This window comes from Streptomyces sp. NPDC051684 (assembly GCF_044453445.1).
Taxonomy (GTDB): domain Bacteria; phylum Actinomycetota; class Actinomycetes; order Streptomycetales; family Streptomycetaceae; genus Streptomyces.
The window spans coordinates 182,156-197,853 of sequence record NZ_JBITCS010000016.1 but is presented as its reverse complement, the minus strand read 5'-3'; the positions used below and the strand labels follow the sequence as shown (position 1 = coordinate 197,853).

13 protein-coding genes are annotated in these 15,698 nt (G+C 72.7%); 3 read left to right on the top strand and 10 right to left on the bottom strand.

Translation table 11 applies throughout. The features are described from left to right. Positions 1-177: 177 nt before the first annotated feature. A complete protein-coding gene (gene pdxH / locus ACIA8D_RS21085) occupies positions 178-819 on the bottom strand; it encodes a pyridoxamine 5'-phosphate oxidase (RefSeq protein WP_399234263.1) in 642 nt (213 codons plus the stop codon). 254 nt (positions 820-1,073) lie between these two features. Here pdxH and ACIA8D_RS21080 point away from each other — a divergent pair, with 254 nt between their 5' ends. Beyond that, the gene (locus ACIA8D_RS21080) at positions 1,074-2,186 is read left to right on the top strand and encodes a citrate synthase 2 (protein WP_399234242.1); all 1,113 of its coding nucleotides are present in this window, start codon (positions 1,074-1,076) and stop codon (positions 2,184-2,186) included. Between the two features lie 431 nt (positions 2,187-2,617). Here the strand turns inward: ACIA8D_RS21080 and ACIA8D_RS21075 are convergent, their stop codons facing one another. Genes ACIA8D_RS21075 through ACIA8D_RS21040 form a run of 8 tightly spaced genes read right to left on the bottom strand, consistent with a single transcriptional unit; the run spans position 2,618 to position 12,726 of the window. Then, positions 2,618-3,196, bottom strand: coding sequence for a TetR/AcrR family transcriptional regulator (locus ACIA8D_RS21075; protein ID WP_399234240.1), 579 nt, complete (start codon positions 3,194-3,196; stop codon positions 2,618-2,620). Then, positions 3,184-3,939 (bottom strand): enoyl-CoA hydratase family protein, encoded by a 756-nt coding sequence (locus tag ACIA8D_RS21070; protein WP_399234238.1) that lies wholly within the window; start codon positions 3,937-3,939, stop codon positions 3,184-3,186. The genes ACIA8D_RS21075 and ACIA8D_RS21070 overlap by 13 nt, the downstream gene beginning before the upstream one ends. Beyond that, on the bottom strand, positions 3,939-5,501 hold the full coding sequence (locus tag ACIA8D_RS21065) for a 4-coumarate--CoA ligase family protein (protein ID WP_399234261.1): 1,563 nt from the start codon (positions 5,499-5,501) through the stop codon (positions 3,939-3,941). Before ACIA8D_RS21065 ends, ACIA8D_RS21070 begins: the two co-directional genes overlap by 1 nt. Before the next feature lie 36 nt (positions 5,502-5,537). Continuing rightward, the gene (locus tag ACIA8D_RS21060; RefSeq protein WP_399234236.1) at positions 5,538-6,722 is read right to left on the bottom strand and encodes an acyl-CoA dehydrogenase family protein; all 1,185 of its coding nucleotides are present in this window, start codon (positions 6,720-6,722) and stop codon (positions 5,538-5,540) included. Next, positions 6,719-8,572, bottom strand: a complete 1,854-nt coding sequence (locus ACIA8D_RS21055; protein ID WP_399234234.1) for an acetyl/propionyl/methylcrotonyl-CoA carboxylase subunit alpha — start codon at positions 8,570-8,572, stop codon at positions 6,719-6,721. The genes ACIA8D_RS21060 and ACIA8D_RS21055 overlap by 4 nt, the downstream gene beginning before the upstream one ends. Positions 8,573-8,579: 7 nt before the next feature. Then, on the bottom strand, positions 8,580-10,178 hold the full coding sequence (locus tag ACIA8D_RS21050; protein WP_399234232.1) for an acyl-CoA carboxylase subunit beta: 1,599 nt from the start codon (positions 10,176-10,178) through the stop codon (positions 8,580-8,582). Then, complete coding sequence (locus ACIA8D_RS21045) at positions 10,175-11,935, bottom strand: acyclic terpene utilization AtuA family protein (protein ID WP_399234230.1); 1,761 nt, start codon at positions 11,933-11,935, stop codon at positions 10,175-10,177. Before ACIA8D_RS21045 ends, ACIA8D_RS21050 begins: the two co-directional genes overlap by 4 nt. Further along, a complete protein-coding gene (locus tag ACIA8D_RS21040) occupies positions 11,932-12,726 on the bottom strand; it encodes a TIGR03084 family metal-binding protein (protein ID WP_399234228.1) in 795 nt (264 codons plus the stop codon). The genes ACIA8D_RS21045 and ACIA8D_RS21040 overlap by 4 nt, the downstream gene beginning before the upstream one ends. 274 nt (positions 12,727-13,000) lie before the next feature. Here ACIA8D_RS21040 and ACIA8D_RS21035 point away from each other — a divergent pair, with 274 nt between their 5' ends. Beyond that, positions 13,001-13,609 (top strand): DUF4232 domain-containing protein, encoded by a 609-nt coding sequence (locus tag ACIA8D_RS21035; protein ID WP_399234226.1) that lies wholly within the window; start codon positions 13,001-13,003, stop codon positions 13,607-13,609. Positions 13,610-13,622: 13 nt separating this feature from the next. Here ACIA8D_RS21035 and ACIA8D_RS21030 read toward each other — a convergent pair whose 3' ends face one another. Then, positions 13,623-14,591: an EamA family transporter gene (locus ACIA8D_RS21030; RefSeq protein ID WP_399234224.1), complete on the bottom strand. Its 969-nt coding sequence runs from the start codon at positions 14,589-14,591 to the stop codon at positions 13,623-13,625. A gap of 176 nt (positions 14,592-14,767) precedes the next feature. On the opposite strand from ACIA8D_RS21030, the gene ACIA8D_RS21025 reads away from it, so the two are divergent. Next, a complete protein-coding gene (locus tag ACIA8D_RS21025; protein WP_399234222.1) occupies positions 14,768-15,628 on the top strand; it encodes a LysR substrate-binding domain-containing protein in 861 nt (286 codons plus the stop codon). Positions 15,629-15,698 lie beyond the last annotated feature (70 nt).

Below are 15,698 nucleotides of genomic sequence, written 5' to 3'. Positions count from 1 at the left end.
ACGAGGACGATTTGGCGGAGCCGCACATTCTGCCCAGCGTGGATTGAGACCGGGTTTCCTGGTTGCGCCGTGCCGTGGGCGGGGTCGCGGGGCCCCGCCCCGGGCCCCGCGCCTCAATCGCCGGCGGGGCTCGAACTGGTCACCCGCCGGAGGAGGTCGGAAGAAGCGGGTGAGTGGTCAGGGGCTCAGGCGTTCCACGTGCCACGTGGTCGGTGCGGGACCCCGGACATAGCGGAGCCGGTCGTGGAGGCGGTTTTCGCGGCCCTGCCAGAATTCGATGGTGCGGGGGGTGATGCGGTAGCCGCCCCAGTGCGGAGGGACCGGGACCTCGGCGCCCTGGGGGTAGCGGGCGGACAGGTCCGCGTAGTGGGCGTCGAGCTCCTCGCGGGAGGCCACCACGGAGGACTGCGCGCTGGCCCACGCGCCCAGCTGGGAGCCGTGCGGGCGCGTGTGGAAGTACGCCTCCGTCTCGGCGCGCGACGTGCGCTGTGCCGTCCCCGTCACCAGGACCTGGCGGCCCATCGGGTGCCAGGGGAACAGCAGCGCGACGTGCGGGTTCGCGGACAGGTCCCGCGCCTTGCGGGAGCCGTAGTTGGTGTAGAAGACGAAGCCCGCCTCGTCGTACGACTTGAGCAGCACCGTGCGGGAGCTGGGCCGGCCCTCGGCGTCGGCGGTGGAGACGACCATGGCGTTGGGCTCGGGCAGCGGGGAGTCCGGGGCCGCCGCCTGTTTGAACCAGCGCGTGAACTGTTCCATCGGATGCGGGGCGAGGTCCGCCTCCAGCAGGCCGCCGTCCTGGGCGCAGTACTGCTCGCGCATGTCGGCGAGGTCGACTTCGGGATCGTCATGGGCGCTCACGGCGTCATCCTGCCGGACGGAGGGGCGCGGACGCACTCAGAGTGAAACATGGCACTGAGTGCCGCGAGCTATCGCCAACTGTGGCACCGAGGGTTATCTTCCAGGGACCGAAACGGTTCAGCCGCCTGCCGTACGGGGCATCACGGGTGTACCCCCGTCCAGACCACGGGTGATCCAGCACCCGGACCTGCCCACGCATCCAGAGGAGCCGCCTGATGTCCGACCTCACCCCCGGCTTTGTTCCAGGCCTCGAAGGTGTCGTCGCGTTCGAGACCGAGATCGCCGAACCGGACAAGGAAGGCGGCGCCCTGCGGTATCGCGGCGTCGACATCGAGGATCTGGTCGGCCATGTGTCGTTCGGGAACGTGTGGGGGCTGCTGGTCGACGGCGCCTTCAACCCGGGCCTGCCGCCGGCCGAGCCGTTCCCGATCCCCGTGCACTCCGGTGACATCCGCGTCGACGTGCAGTCGGCGCTCGCCATGCTGGCCCCCGTGTGGGGGCTGAAGCCGCTGCTCGACATCGATGAGCAGAAGGCCCGCGACGACCTCGCGCGCGCCGCCGTCATGGCCCTGTCGTACGTCGCGCAGTCCGCGCGCGGGCAGGGGCTGCCGATGGTGCCGCAGCGGGAGATCGACAAGGCGGACACCGTCGTCGAGCGGTTCATGAAGCGCTGGCGCGGGGAGCCGGACCCGAAGCATGTCGCGGCCGTCGACGCGTACTGGACGTCGGCCGCCGAGCACGGCATGAACGCCTCTACGTTCACGGCCCGCGTCATCGCGTCCACCGGGGCGGATGTGGCGGCGGCGCTGTCCGGGGCGGTCGGGGCGATGTCCGGGCCGCTGCACGGCGGGGCGCCGTCCCGGGTGCTCGGCATGATCGAGGAGATCGAGCGGACCGGCGACGCGGAGGCGTACGTCCGGCGGGCGCTCGACAAGGGCGAGCGCCTTATGGGCTTCGGGCACCGGGTGTACCGGGCGGAGGACCCGCGTGCGCGAGTGCTCCGCAGGACGGCCCGTGAGCTGGGTGCGCCGCGGTTCGAGGTGGCGGAGGCGCTGGAGAAGGCGGCGCTGGCGGAGCTGCACGCGCGGCGTCCGGACCGTGTCCTGGCCACGAACGTGGAGTTCTGGGCGGCGATCGTGCTCGACTTCGCGGAGGTGCCGGCGCACATGTTCACGTCGATGTTCACGTGTGCGCGGACCGCCGGTTGGAGCGCGCACATCCTTGAGCAGAAGCGCACGGGTCGGCTGGTCCGTCCTTCGGCCCGCTACACGGGTCCGGCGTCCCGTCCGCCGCGGGAGATCGGCGGTTACGGGGACATCGCCCACTAGCCGACCCGTGGCCGGGGCTCCGGTGTCCGTCACGCGGCACCGGGCGCCGCCTTGCCCACCCTGCCGCCCAAGGCGGCAGATTGCCCAAGGCGGGGGCGGCGTCGCCCGTCACGGGTGGGGAACCGTGGCGGCGGCAGGTTGCCCGAGGCGCGGTGCGGTGCGGTCGACCGTCACGGGAGGGGCGTTGAGCCGGCGGCTGTGCGGCCGGTCGGGGACGGTCGACCGCATGTAGCAGTACCCCGTGGGGCCGACGCCCCCCCCTGGGCGGCGGTACGGACCCGTAGCGCCGGTGCCGGTAATTCAAGCCCCGCTCTTGGACGAGACACGCGGGGTACGGGGCAGAGCCCCGATCTTTTGAAGCCCCGCCGGCGATTGAGGCGCGGGGGCCGGGGCGGAGCCCCGTGGCCGCAACCACGGTGCAGCGGGAAGGGTCAGCCCAGGACCCGGTCGACCGTGGCCCCCCACTCCGCCACCACCCGCTCGCGGCGCGCCCCGTCGTCCGTGAGGAGGTTCGCGAGGCCGAGGCCCCGGGCCATGTCGAGGAGGCCCTGGACGACCTCCCGCACCCCGGGGACCGACTCGTCCGCGCCGAGCAGCTCCACCGCTATCCGGTGCGTCTCGCGGCCCACCCGCGCCTCCAACTCGGTCACCCGACCCCCCAGTTGCGGCTCGTTCGACGCGGCCACCCACAGATGCAGCGCCGCCCGGAACAACGGCCCCGTGTAGAGGTCGACGAGCGCCGCGACCGCCTCCGCCCGCCCCTGCGGACGCAGCCCGCGCAGGGCCGTGGACCGTTCCTCGGCGACGTACTCGACGGCCGCCGTGAACAGGTCCTCGCGGGTCGGGAAGTGATGCTGGGCGGCGCCCCGCGAGACACCGGCGTGCTCGGCGACGACGGAGACCGTGGAGCCGGCCCAGCCGTGCGCGGCGAGGCAGGCGACCGCGGACTCCAGGAGCCGCTGCCGCGTCAACCGCGAGCGGTCCTGCTTCGGCAGCGTCACAACACCCATGCGGGATCCCGTCGTTCGAGAAAGGCGGTCATGCCCTCGCGGGCCTGCGCGGAGCCGAACAGCCGGGCGGACAGCGCCGTCAGGGACTCCGCGTCCCGGTCGAAGGCCTCCAGGACCTTAACCGTGAGCAGCCGCTTCGTCTCGGCCAGGGCCTCGGGGGCCGCCTTCCGCACCCCTGCCAGGACCGGTTCCAGCGCCGCGTCCACGTCGTCGCCCGCCACCGTCACGAGCCCGATCCGCGCCGCCTCCGCCGCGTCGAAGCGCTCACCCGTCAGGTAGTAGCGGGCCACCGCGCGCGGATCGAGCCGCGGCAGCAGCGGCATCGAGATCACGGCGGGCGCGACCCCGATGCGTACCTCGGTGAAGGCGAAGGACGAGGCCGCGGACGCCGCCGCCATGTCGCACGCCCCCAACAGGCCCAGGCCACCGGCCCGTACGTGCCCGTCGACCCGCGCCACGACCGGCTTGTCCAGCTCCACGATCTGCCGCAGCAGCCCCACCAGCGCGTCCGGGTCCGGCGGATCGCGCAGGTCGGCGCCCGCGCAGAAGGTGCCGCCGGTGTGGCTGAGGACGACGGCGCGTACACCACCGTCCTTCTCAGCATCGCGCAGCCGCTCCCCCAGCTCGCCGACGAGGGCGGACGACAGGGCGTTGCGGTTGGCGGGCGAGTCGAGCGCGAGGGTGGTGACGCCGCGCTCGTGGTCATGCGCCACCAGACTCACGGCCCCATTGTCGACAGCCATCACATCTCCCTCAGTTCGCGGCGCAGGATCTTCCCGGAGGCCGCGCGCGGCACTCCTTCGACGAACGCCACACGGCGGATCTTCTTGTACGGGGCGACGCGTTCGGCGACGTACGCCTTCACGTCCTCCGCGCCGAGCGCGGCATCGGCCCGGACGACGAAGGCCTTCGGGATCTCGTTGCCGTCCGCGTCGACGACGCCGATGACCGCCGCGTCCGCGATGCCCTCGTGGGTGAGCAGCACCGCCTCCAGATCGGCCGGGGCGACCTGGAAGCCCTTGTACTTGATGAGTTCCTTGACCCGGTCGACGACGAACAGCCAGCCGTCCGCGTCGACATGCCCCACGTCCCCGGTGTGCAGCCAGCCGTCGGAATCGATCATGTCGGCGGTGGCATCGGGGCGGCCGAGGTAGCCCTTCATGACCTGCGGCCCGCGGATCAGGACCTCGCCGGGCTCGCCGGGCGCCGCGTCCTTCGCCGGGTCGTCGAGGGACACGATCCGCATCTCGGTCGAGGCGATGAGCCTGCCCACCGCACCCGGCGGCGGGTTCTTCGCGTCGTACGGGACGGCGTGCGTACCGGGCGAGAGTTCCGTCATGCCGTACGCCTGGCCCACGGGCGGCAGGCCGAGGCGGCGCGCGCAGGCGCGGGCGAGTTCGCCGTCGAGGGGCGCGGCGGCGCTGACGACGTGCCGCAGCGACGACAGGTCGTACCCCTCCACGGCCGGGTGCTTCGCGAGGGCGAGGACGATCGGCGGGGCGACGTACAGGTGGGTGATGCGGTGCTTCTCGATCGCCGCGAGGAACGTCTCCAGGTCGAAGCGGGGCAGCACGACGACGGTGGAGCCCTGCCGCAGCGGCCCGTTCATGAGCGCCGTGAGGCCGTAGATGTGGAAGAAGGGCAGGACGGCGAGGATGCGGTCGCCGGGTCCCGTCGGCAGGACTGGCTGGAGCTGTTCGAGGTTCGTGGCGATGTTGCGGTGGGTGAGCATGACGCCCTTGGGCGTGCCGGTGGTGCCCGAGGAGTACGGAAGCGCGGCCACGTCCTCGGCCGGATCGATGGCGACGTCCGGCTCGGGTGCCTCGGTGCCGAGCATGTCCATGAGCGAGCGGTGGCCCGAGTCCCCCGCCGGGTCGCAGACAAGTATCTCCCTTACACCGCCCGCCAGTTCGGCTGCGGCGCGGGCCGCCTCGATGAACGGCGTGATGGTGACGATCCAGGCTGCGCCCGCGTCGCGCAGCTGCCGCGCGAACTCCTGCGGCGTCGACAGCGGGTGCACGGTGGTCACGGAGGCGCCCGCGCGCGTAGCGCCGTAGAACGCCACCGGGTAGGCGATCGTGTTGGGGCTGTGCAGCGCCACCACGTCGCCCTTGCGCACACCCGCCTCGGCGAGCCCGGCCGCCACCTTGCGGTGGAACCCGTCGAGCTGGGCGTACGAGAGGGTGGTGCCGGCCACCCCGTCGACGAGGGCGGGGGCTTCGCCGCGGGCGGCCGCGCCCCCGAGCACGGCGTCGTGGATCGGCTCGTCGACGACCGCGACGTCCGCGTACTCACTCACGTACACCATGCCGAACTCCTCGTCACAGACAGGCAGTTGGGGTCAGTACGACTTGGGCAGGCCCAAGCTCTGGTGGGACACGTAGTTGAGGATCATTTCGCGGCTGACCGGGGCGATCCGCGCCACCCGGGAGCCGGTGATGAGCGAGGCGAGGCCGAACTCGCGGGTCAGGCCGTTGCCGCCGAGCGTGTGCACGGCCTGGTCGACGGCGCGCACACAGGCCTCGGCGGCGGCGTACTTGGCCATGTTGGCGGCCTCGCCCGCGCCCATGTCGTCGCCCGCGTCGTAGAGCCGGGCCGCCTTCTGCATCATCAGGCGGGCCAGCTCCAGCTCGATGTGGATCTGCGCGAGCGGGTGGGCGACGGCCTGGTGGGAGCCGATGGGCGCCTGCCACACGGTGCGCTCCTTGGCGTAATCGACGGCCCGCCGCAGCGCGTACCGGCCCATGCCGATGGCGAAGGCGGCGGTCATGACGCGCTCCGGGTTGAGCCCGGCGAAGAGCTGGAGCAGTCCGGCGTCCTCCTCACCCACGAGAGCGTCCGCGGGAAGCCGTACGTCGTCAAGGGTCAGTTCGAACTGCTTCTCCGGAGCCTGGAGTTCCATGTCGATCCGCCGCCGCCCGAAGCCCCGCGCGTCCCGGGGCACGATGAAGAGGCAGGGCTTGAGCTTTCCGGTGCGGGCGTCGGAGGTGCGGCCGACGATCAGTGTCGCGTCCGCGATGTCGACGCCGGAGACGAACACCTTGCGCCCGTTCAGCACCCACGAGCCATCGTCGTCCTTGCGGGCGGTGGTGGTGATGCGGTGCGAGTTGGATCCGGCGTCGGGTTCGGTGATGCCGAAGGCCATGGTGCGGCTGCCGTCGGCGAGGCCGGGCAGCCAGGCCCGCTTCTGCTCCTCGGTGCCGAAGCGGGAGATCACGGTCCCGCAGATCGCGGGCGAGACGACCATCATCAGCAGCGGCGAACCGGCGGCCCCCAACTCTTCGAGGACGATGGAGAGTTCGGCCATGCCGCCACCCCCTCCCCCGTACTCCTCGGGCAGGTTGACGCCGAGGTAGCCGAGCTTGGCGGCCTCCGTCCACAGCTCCTCGGGGTGCCCCTCGGCGGCGGTGACGCGGGTCATGTAGTCGCGGCCGAACCGCTTGCCGAGGGCGGCGACGGCGGCGCGCAGGGCCTGGTGCTCCTCGGTTTCGACGACCGGAGCGACGGGAGCGGCGGGAGCGTTCACGACTGTTCCTCCTGGACTACGGCGAGCAGCGCGCCGACCTCGACCTGGTGGCCGACGGCGGCGTGCAGGGCGGTGAGTGTTCCGGAGGCGGGGGCGAGGATGCGGTGCTCCATCTTCATCGCCTCCAGCCAGATCAGGGGCTGTCCTGCGGTGACGGCAGCGCCTTCGATCAGCGCTTCGGCGACGCGGACGACGGTGCCGGGCATGGGCGCGAGCAGGGAGCCGGGGGCGCGCTGCTCGCTGGGGTCGGTGAAGCGGGGCAGGGCGGTGAGGGCGGCGCCGTTGACGTACACGCGGTCCCCGTAGGCGGCGACGGCGTACTTCCGCCGTACGCCGCCCACCTCCAGGACGACCTGTCCGGACGCGGCGTGCACCACCCGCACCCCGTCGGCTTCGAGTCCTTCGCGGGTGTGCCGGTAGCGGGCCTCGTGCTCGGCGCCGTCGGGTTCGGTGCGGTAGCGCTTGAGCTGGGGCGCCGACGACACGTTGCGGAAGCCGCCGAACCGGTGGCGGCGCGCGGTGGCCAGGGCGGCGGCGAGCGGCGCGTACGGGTCCGGGCCCGGGGCCGTCAGGTCGGCGAGGTGCCGCTCGTAGAAACCGGTGTCCATGCGGGCGCCGGTGAACTCGGGGTGGCGCAGGGACCGCACGAGCAGGTCCCGGTTGGTGACCGGGCCGTGCACCTCGGCGCGTTCCAGGGCCCCGGCGAGGGCGCGGACGGCGGCGGCGCGGGTGGGCGCGTGCGCGACGACCTTGGCGAGCATCGCGTCGTAGTGGACGCCGATGGTGTCGCCGTCGGTGTACCCGGTGTCGAGGCGGACGCTGTCAGGGACGGCGAGGCGGTGCAGGGTGCCGGTCTGCGGGGCGAAGTCGGCGGCCGGGTCCTCGGCGTACAGGCGGGCCTCGACGGCGTGGCCGCGCGGGGCCGGCGGTTCCGAATCGAGCGCGTCGCCCTCGGCGATCCGCAGTTGCAGCGCGACGAGGTCGATCCCGAACACGGCCTCGGTGACGGGGTGTTCCACCTGAAGGCGGGTGTTCATCTCCAGGAAGTGCGCGGTGTCGCCGGCGACGAGGAACTCGACGGTTCCGGCGCCGACGTAGCTGGTGGCCCGTACGGCGCGCTCGGCGAACTCACGGACATACGACTCGACTTGCTTCGTGAGCCCGGGGGCGGGGGCCTCCTCGACGACCTTCTGGTGGCGGCGCTGGAGCGAGCAGTCGCGGGTGCCGAGCGTCCATACGGCGCCGTGGGCGTCGGCGAGCACCTGCACCTCGACGTGGCGTCCGCCCTCCACGTACGGCTCGACGAAGACCTCGCCGTCACCGAAGGCGGAGAGCGCCTCCGTGCGGGCCGCCGCCAACTCGGCTTCCAGGGCGTCGAGTTCGCGGACGATCCGCATGCCGCGGCCGCCGCCGCCCGCGGCCGCCTTGACCAGGACAGGCAGGTCGTCGGCCGTGATGTCGGAGCCGAGCGGCGCGATGCCCAGCAGCTCCTTGGCGCGCGTCTTGGACGCCATCGCCTCGATCGCCCCGGGCGGCGGCCCGATCCAGACGAGCCCCGCGTCGGTGACGGCGCGCGCGAACGCCGCGTTCTCGGAGAGGAAGCCGTAGCCGGGGTGCACGGCGTCGGCGCCCGCGTCGAGGGCGGCCTTCACGACGAGATCGGCGCGCAGATACGTGTCGGCGGGCGTGGCACCCGGGAGGCGTACGGCGAGATCGGCCTCGCGGACGTGCAGGGCGTCGGCGTCCGGGTCCGAGTGCACCGCGACCGTACGGATACCCAGGTCGCGGCAGGTGCGGAAGACGCGGCAGGCGATCTCGCCGCGGTTGGCGACAAGAACACTGGTGATCATCAGAGCCTCACATCCGGAAGACGCCGAAGCCGCCGCGGGCGCCCTCGTACGGTGCGGTGTGGATCGCGGACAGGCAGATCCCGAGGACGGTCCGGGTGTCGCGGGGGTCGATGACCCCGTCGTCGTACAGCCGCCCGGACAGGAACATCGGCAGCGACTCGGCCTCGATCTGCTGCTCGACCATGGCGCGCAGGCCGGCGTCGGCCTCCTCGTCGTACGGCTGCCCCTTCGCGGCAGCGGACTGCCGCGCCACGATCGACAGGACGCCCGCGAGCTGCTGCGGCCCCATGACGGCGGATTTGGCGCTGGGCCAGGCGAACAGGAAACGGGGGTCGTAGGCGCGACCGCACATGCCGTAGTGCCCGGCGCCGTACGAGGCGCCCATCAGCACGGACAGGTGCGGCACGCGGGAGTTGGAGACCGCGTTGATCATCATCGCGCCGTGCTTGATGATGCCGCCCTGCTCGTACTCCTTGCCGACCATGTAGCCGGTGGTGTTGTGCAGGAAGAGCAGCGGGATGTCGCGCTGGTTGGCGAGCTGGATGAACTGGGCGGCCTTCTGCGACTCCTCGCTGAACAGGACGCCCCGGGCGTTGGCGAGGATGCCGACGGGATAGCCGTGGAGCGCGGCCCATCCGGTGACGAGCGAGGACCCGTACAGCGGCTTGAACTCGTCGAAGTCCGAGCCGTCGACGAGCCGGGCGATCACCTCGCGCGGGTCGAAGGGCTCCTTCAGGTCCTCCGGCACGATACCGAGGAGCTCCTCGGGGTCGTACTTCGGCGGCACCACAGGTTGGGGATCGGCATACGCCTTGCGGTGGTTGAGCCGGGCGACGACGCGGCGGGCCTGACGGATCGCGTCCTGCTCGTCGAGCGCGAAGTAGTCGGCGAGCCCGGAGGTGCGGGCGTGCATCTCGGCGCCGCCCAGCGACTCGTCGTCGCTCTCCTCGCCGGTCGCCATCTTGACCAGCGGCGGCCCGCCGAGGAAGACCTTCGCCCTTTCCTTCACCATGATCACGTGGTCGGACATGCCGGGGATGTACGCGCCTCCGGCGGTGGAGTTGCCGAAGACGACGGCGACGGTGGGGATTCCGGCGGCCGAGAGCCGCGTGATGTCGCGGAAGATCCCGCCGCCGGGGATGAAGATCTCCTTCTGGGACGGCAGATCGGCGCCGCCGGACTCGACGAGCGAGATCGCCGGGAGCCGGTTGGCGCGGGCGATCTCGTTCGCGCGCAGCGCCTTCTTCAGGGACCACGGGTTGCTGGCGCCGCCGCGCACGGTCGGGTCGTTGGCGGTGATCAGGCACTCGACGCCCTCGACGACGCCGATGCCGGTGACGAGCGAGCCCCCGACGGCGTAGTCGCTGCCCCAGGCGGCGAGCGGGGAGAGTTCGAGGAACGGGGTGTCCGGGTCGAGCAGCAGCTCGATGCGTTCGCGGGCGAGCAGCTTGCCGCGCTTGCGGTGCCGCTCGACGTACTTCTCGCCGCCGCCCGCGACGGCCTTCGCGTGTTCCCTGTCGAGGGCCGCGAGCTTGGCGAGGTGGGCGGTGCGCCGGTCGGCGTAGTCGTCGGACCGGGTGTCCAGGGCGCTGTCCAGGACGGTCACAGCAGTGCCTCCGGTATGTCGAGGTGGCGTGAGCGGAGCCATTCGGCGAGGCCCTTGGCCTGCGGGTCGAACCGGTACCGGGAGGCGACACCTTCTCCGAGGAGACCCTGGACCGTGAAGTTGAGTGCGCGGAGGGTGGGGAGCGGATGTCTTGTTACGAGTGATGGGGTCGCGGTCGCGGGGCTCTGCCCCGGGCCCCGCGCCTCAAGCGCCGGCGGGGCTTGATTTGTCTCCGGGAGCAGCTCGCAGAAGCGCTCCACCGTCAGCGTGTGCACCAGCCACCGCCACGCCTCGTCCGACTCCACCCACACCCCCACATTCGCGTCGCCCCCCTTGTCACCACTGCGGGCGCCCGCGATCAGGCCGAGGGGCGCGCGGCGCGTCGGGCCCGGTGGGAGAGGCGGCGGAAGAGGTGGGTCCTCCACCGGCGCCAAGGGGCGCGCGGGGCCCGACGGCGCGGGGATCCGCCTCCGCTCCCCGTCCGGCAGCACTGCCACCTGCGGCACCTCCGCGCGCTCCACGTACGCCGCCTCGAACACCCCGTACGGGGAGCCCTTGCCGGGCGGCGCCGTGACGTGGAAACCCGGGTAGGAGGCGAGCGCCAGCTCGACCGCGGTGCCGCTCAGCGCACGCCCGACGGCCTCCTCCTTCTGGTCCCGCACGACGAGCCGGAACAGCGCGCTCGCGGTCTCCTCGGTGTCGGCATCGGCCTTGTCGGTGCGGGACAGCTCCCAATTGACGTACGTGGGCGATGACTTGGCACCCCGCAACGCGTCCTCCATCTGCCGCCGCACCAGGTCCGCCTTGGCCTCGATGTCCAGGCCGGTGAGCACGAAGACGACCTCGCCCCGGAACCCGCCGAGCCGGTTGAGCCCGACCTTGAGGGTGGGCGGCGGGGCCTCGCCGCGTACGCCGTGGATGCGCACGCGGTCGGTCCCGTCCGGCTCCAGGCGGACGGTGTCGAGGCGGGCGGTGACGTCGGGGCCCGCGTACCGGGCGCCCCCGGTCTCGTACAGGAGCTGCTCGGTGACGGTGCCGGGTTCGACGAAGCCGCCGGTGCCGGGGTGCTTGGTGATGACGGCGGAACCGTCCTCGTGGATCTCGGCGAGGGGGAAGCCGGGGCGGCCCAGCTGACCGGCGCGGTCGGCGAACCGGGAGTAGTTCCCGCCGGTCGCCTGCGTCCCGCATTCGAGGACGTGCCCGGCCACGACGGCGCCCGCGAGCCGGTCGTACGCATCGTCCGGCCAGCCGAAATGCCAGGCCGCGGGCCCGGTCACCAGCGCGGCGTCGGTGACACGGCCCGTGACCACGATGTCGGCGCCCGCGTCGAGACAGGCCGTGATGCCCGCGCCGCCGAGGTAGGCGTTGGCGGTGAGGGCGCCGGGGAAGCGGCCGGTGCCGAGCAGGTCGTCGCCCTCGACGTGGGCGACCCGCGCCTCGACGCCGAGCCGCCCCGCCAACTCACGTATCTCCGCCGCGAGTCCGGCCGGGTTGAGGCCGCCGGCGTTGGCGACGAGACGTACGCCGCGCTCCATCGCGAGCCCGAGGCACTCCTCCAACTGCCGCAGGAACGTGCGGGCGTAGCCGCGGTCCGCGTTCTTCATGCGGTCGCGGCCGAGGATCAGCATGGTCAGCTCGGCGAGGTAGTCGCCGGTGAGGACGTCGAGTTCGCCGCCGGTCAGCATCTCCTTCATGGCGTCGAACCGGTCGCCGTAGAAGCCGGAGGCGTTGCCGATCCGCAGCGGTGGCCTGCTCATCGGGCCTCCTTCGGCGTGCGCCCCTTCCCCGGTGGCCCGGCGAAGGCCTGCGCGATGTCGAGCCAGCGGTCGGCGTCGGGACCCTCGGCGCGCAGGTCGAGGTCGGCGCGGTGCGCGCGCTGGGTGACCAGAAGGCAGAAGTCGAGCGCGGCACCGGTGACACGCTGGGCGGCGTCCTCGGGCCCGTACGTCCACAACTCGCCGCTGGGTGCCACCAGTTCGACGCGGAACTCGTCGTCGGGCGCGGTGACCCCGCGCACGTCGAAGGCGAACTTCCGGGCCCGTACGCCGATCCGTGCGACGTGTCGGAGCCGGTCGGTGGGCGTCCGGGCGATGCCGAGCGCGTCGGCCACGTCCTGGCCGTGCGCCCACGTCTCCATCAGGCGGCCGGTCGCCATGGAGGCGGCGGACATCGGCGGCCCGTACCAGGGGAACCGGGTCTTGTCGGCCGCGGCGGCGCGCAGCACCTTCTGCAGCCGCTCGCGCCCCTCGCGCCAGCCGGCGAGCAGCACGGCCGGGTCCTGGCGGGCGCCCTCCTCGGCCCCGTCGTCGACGAAGGACTCGGGCGACGCGATCGCCTTCTCCACCTCGCCCGCGAAGGCGTCGGCGTCGCTCATGGCGAGCAGGGCGGCGCGGTCGGTCCAGGCGAGATGGGCGATCTGGTGGGCGACGGTCCAGCGGGGCGCGGGCGTGGGGGCGGCCCACTGATTCGGGCTCAACTCCCGCACGATCCGGTCGAGTTCCTCGCTCTCGTCCCGCAAGTCCTCGAACACGGCGGACGGTTCGGACACGGTGCGCTCCCCTCCGGGCACGGCGGTGTGCGGCGTGCTTGGAGCATGGCAGGGGGTCAAGAAACAAGCAAGCGTGCTTGCATGGGAATTGACCCTTCATGTCACGGGCCCGTCCCGGCGGTGACGGGCGAGCCGTCCTGTGTAACAGGCATGTACAAGGCGGGAGTCGACCGGAACGATCTTCGGCCGCGCCGTGTCCTCGTGATCAGTGACTCAAGCAGACCGGTTCAAAGAGACCTACGAGTCACCGACCTACGAACCAAGGACGAACACCATGCTCGCTCGCAAGCTCACCCTCGCCGCCGTCGCCCTCGCCGCGGGCCTCTCGCTCACCGCCTGCCAGGGCAACGGCGACTCGGCCGCCGGCACCGGCGACGACTCGTCCAACACCGCCGCGTCCTCCGGCAAGGTCTCCGGCAAGAACGCGTCGGACACCGGCGAGAAGGCGGACGCCGCGGAGGGCAGCGGCCACGGCCAGATCAACACCGGCCCGTGCAAGACGGCCGACCTGGCCTTCGGCTCGGCGCACGGCATGGGCGAGGGCACGCTCATAGTCAGCATGCGCAACACCGGCGACGCCTGCTCGCTCAAGGGCTTCCCGGGCGTCGACCTGCGCACCGACGAGGCATCAGGACCGCTGAGCGCCAAGCGCAGCGGACTCGCCTCCCCGAGCGTCGTCCTGTCGGGCGGCGAGACGACCCGCTTCACCCTCCACTACCCGCCGAACACCACCGGCGGCTCCGGCGTGGACGTCACCTCGCTCGACATCACGCCGCCGAACGAGACCCACTCCGCGTCGCTGAGGGTCGGCATCAACCTCCCGGTCTCCGAGGGCGCGGACCAGAAGGTCTACGTGGACCCGGTCGGCACCGGCAAGCAGTGACGACGGCCCCGCTCTACTCGTGCAGGGCGACCGCGGGGTCCTTCCTGCGGGCCCGCCCCACCTGGGTCCGCACCGCGCCCATGCTCGCCGCGATCACCAGCGTGATGGCCAGGACCTCCGACCAGGCCAGGTCCTGGCTCAGGACGAGGAAGCCGGAGAGCGCGGCGACCGCCGGCTCCAGGCTCATCATCACCGCGAACGTGGACGCGGGAAGGTCGCGCAGGGCGATGAGTTCGAGGGTGTACGGGAGGACCGAGGACATGATCGCGACGGCCGCGCCGAGACCGAGCGTCACCGGGTCGATCAGCTTCGTGCCCGCCGTCGCGATGCCGAGCGGCAGGCAGAGCACCGCCGCGACCGCCATCGCGAGCGCGAGCCCGTCGGCCTGCGGGAAGCGGCGGCCCGTGCGGGCGCTGAACACGATGTACGTCGCCCAGCAGGCGCCGGCCGCGAGCGCGAAGCCCACACCCACCAGGTTCAGGCCGCCGAGCCCGCCCCCCGCCCCGCCGAGCAGGAACACGCCGCACAGCGCGAGCCCCGCCCACAGGACGTTGACCAGGCGGCGCGAGGCGAAGACAGAGAGGGCCAACGGGCCGAGCACCTCGAAGGTGACCGCGATGCCGAGCGGGATCCGGGCCGCCGCCTGGTAGAAGAGCAGGTTCATGCCGCCCATGGCGACGCCAAAGGCGAGGACCGTGCCCCAGTCGGCGCGCGAGTGGCCGCGCAGCCTGGGGCGGCAGACGACGAGCATCACCACGGCCGCCACGACGAGGCGGAGGGTGACGACGCCGATCGCTCCGGCGCGCGGCATCAGGCTCACCGCGAGCGCCGCGCCGAACTGCACCGAGACGCACCCCGCGAGGACGAGGCCGACCGGGCCCAGCGAACCGCGACGGCGCGCCGGGCCGGCGCCCGCGCTCGCGGTCACGGCCGGGGCGGCATCCTGCGCCGCGGCCACGGGTTCGGTCTGCGGGCCGCTCACGGTCCACCCCTTTCCTGAAGTTCTCTCGAGTGCCATCGGCACGGCACGAAGCAGTGCAATGTATTAGACGCTACAGGCCATCCTGCTGAACAGGGAGTCCGAGGTACCGCTTCACGCTAGTTCCGCCCGGCATGCCCCGTGAAATGCTCAATGCGCCGCCGTTATGCTCCACGCACATGACCAGGGAACCGGAGCTGCGCCACCTGCGCTGCTTCCTCGCCGTCGCCGAGGAGCGCAGCGTCACCCGCGCCGCCGCCCGGCTGCGCCTCACCCAGCCCGTCGTCTCGCGCACGCTCGCGGCCCTGGAGGACGCGCTCGGCGTGCGGCTCGTGGACCGCTCCACCCATCACCTCGACCTCACCCGCGAGGGGCGCTCGTTCCACGAGAAGGCGGCCGTCGCCGTTGCCGCGTTCGAGGACGCGCTCGCCGCCGCGCGGACCCCGGACCGGCCGCTGCGCCTCGGCCACGCCTGGTCGGCGGCGGGCGCGTTCACCACTCCGCTGCTGCGCCGCTGGCGGCAGGCCCACCCCGACGTACCGCTGGAGCTGCTGCGCATCGACGACCGCACGGCGGGCCTCGCACGCGGCGCCGTCGATCTCGCCGTGCTGCGCGGCCCGGTCGAGACGCCCGGCCTGATCACCGAGCTGCTGCACGAGGAGGCCCGGGTCGCGGCGGTGCCCTCGGACAGCCCGCTCGCCCGCCGCCCGCGCCTGGCCCTCGCCGATCTCAGCGACCAGGTGATCGCCCTGAACACCGTCTCCGGCACCACCACCCTCGCCCTGTGGCCGCCCGCCGTGCGGCCCACCGCGAGTCTGACCGTCGCCAACACCGACGACTGGCTCGCCGCGATCGCCGCGGACCGGGCGGTGGGCGTGACCTCGGCGGCGACCGCGGACCTGCACCCGCACCCCGGCGTCTCCTACGTGCCGCTCACGGACGCCCCCGACCTGCCCGTCCTGCTGGCCCGCCGCCAGGGCCCCGGTCACCCCTCCGCCCCGGACCTGATCGCGCTGGCCCACGAGATCGCGGGTCCCTGACGTCCACCTGTCGTCACGACGGGCGAGACCGGGCATCTCACCCACCGAACACCTTGCGATCGGCGAAACC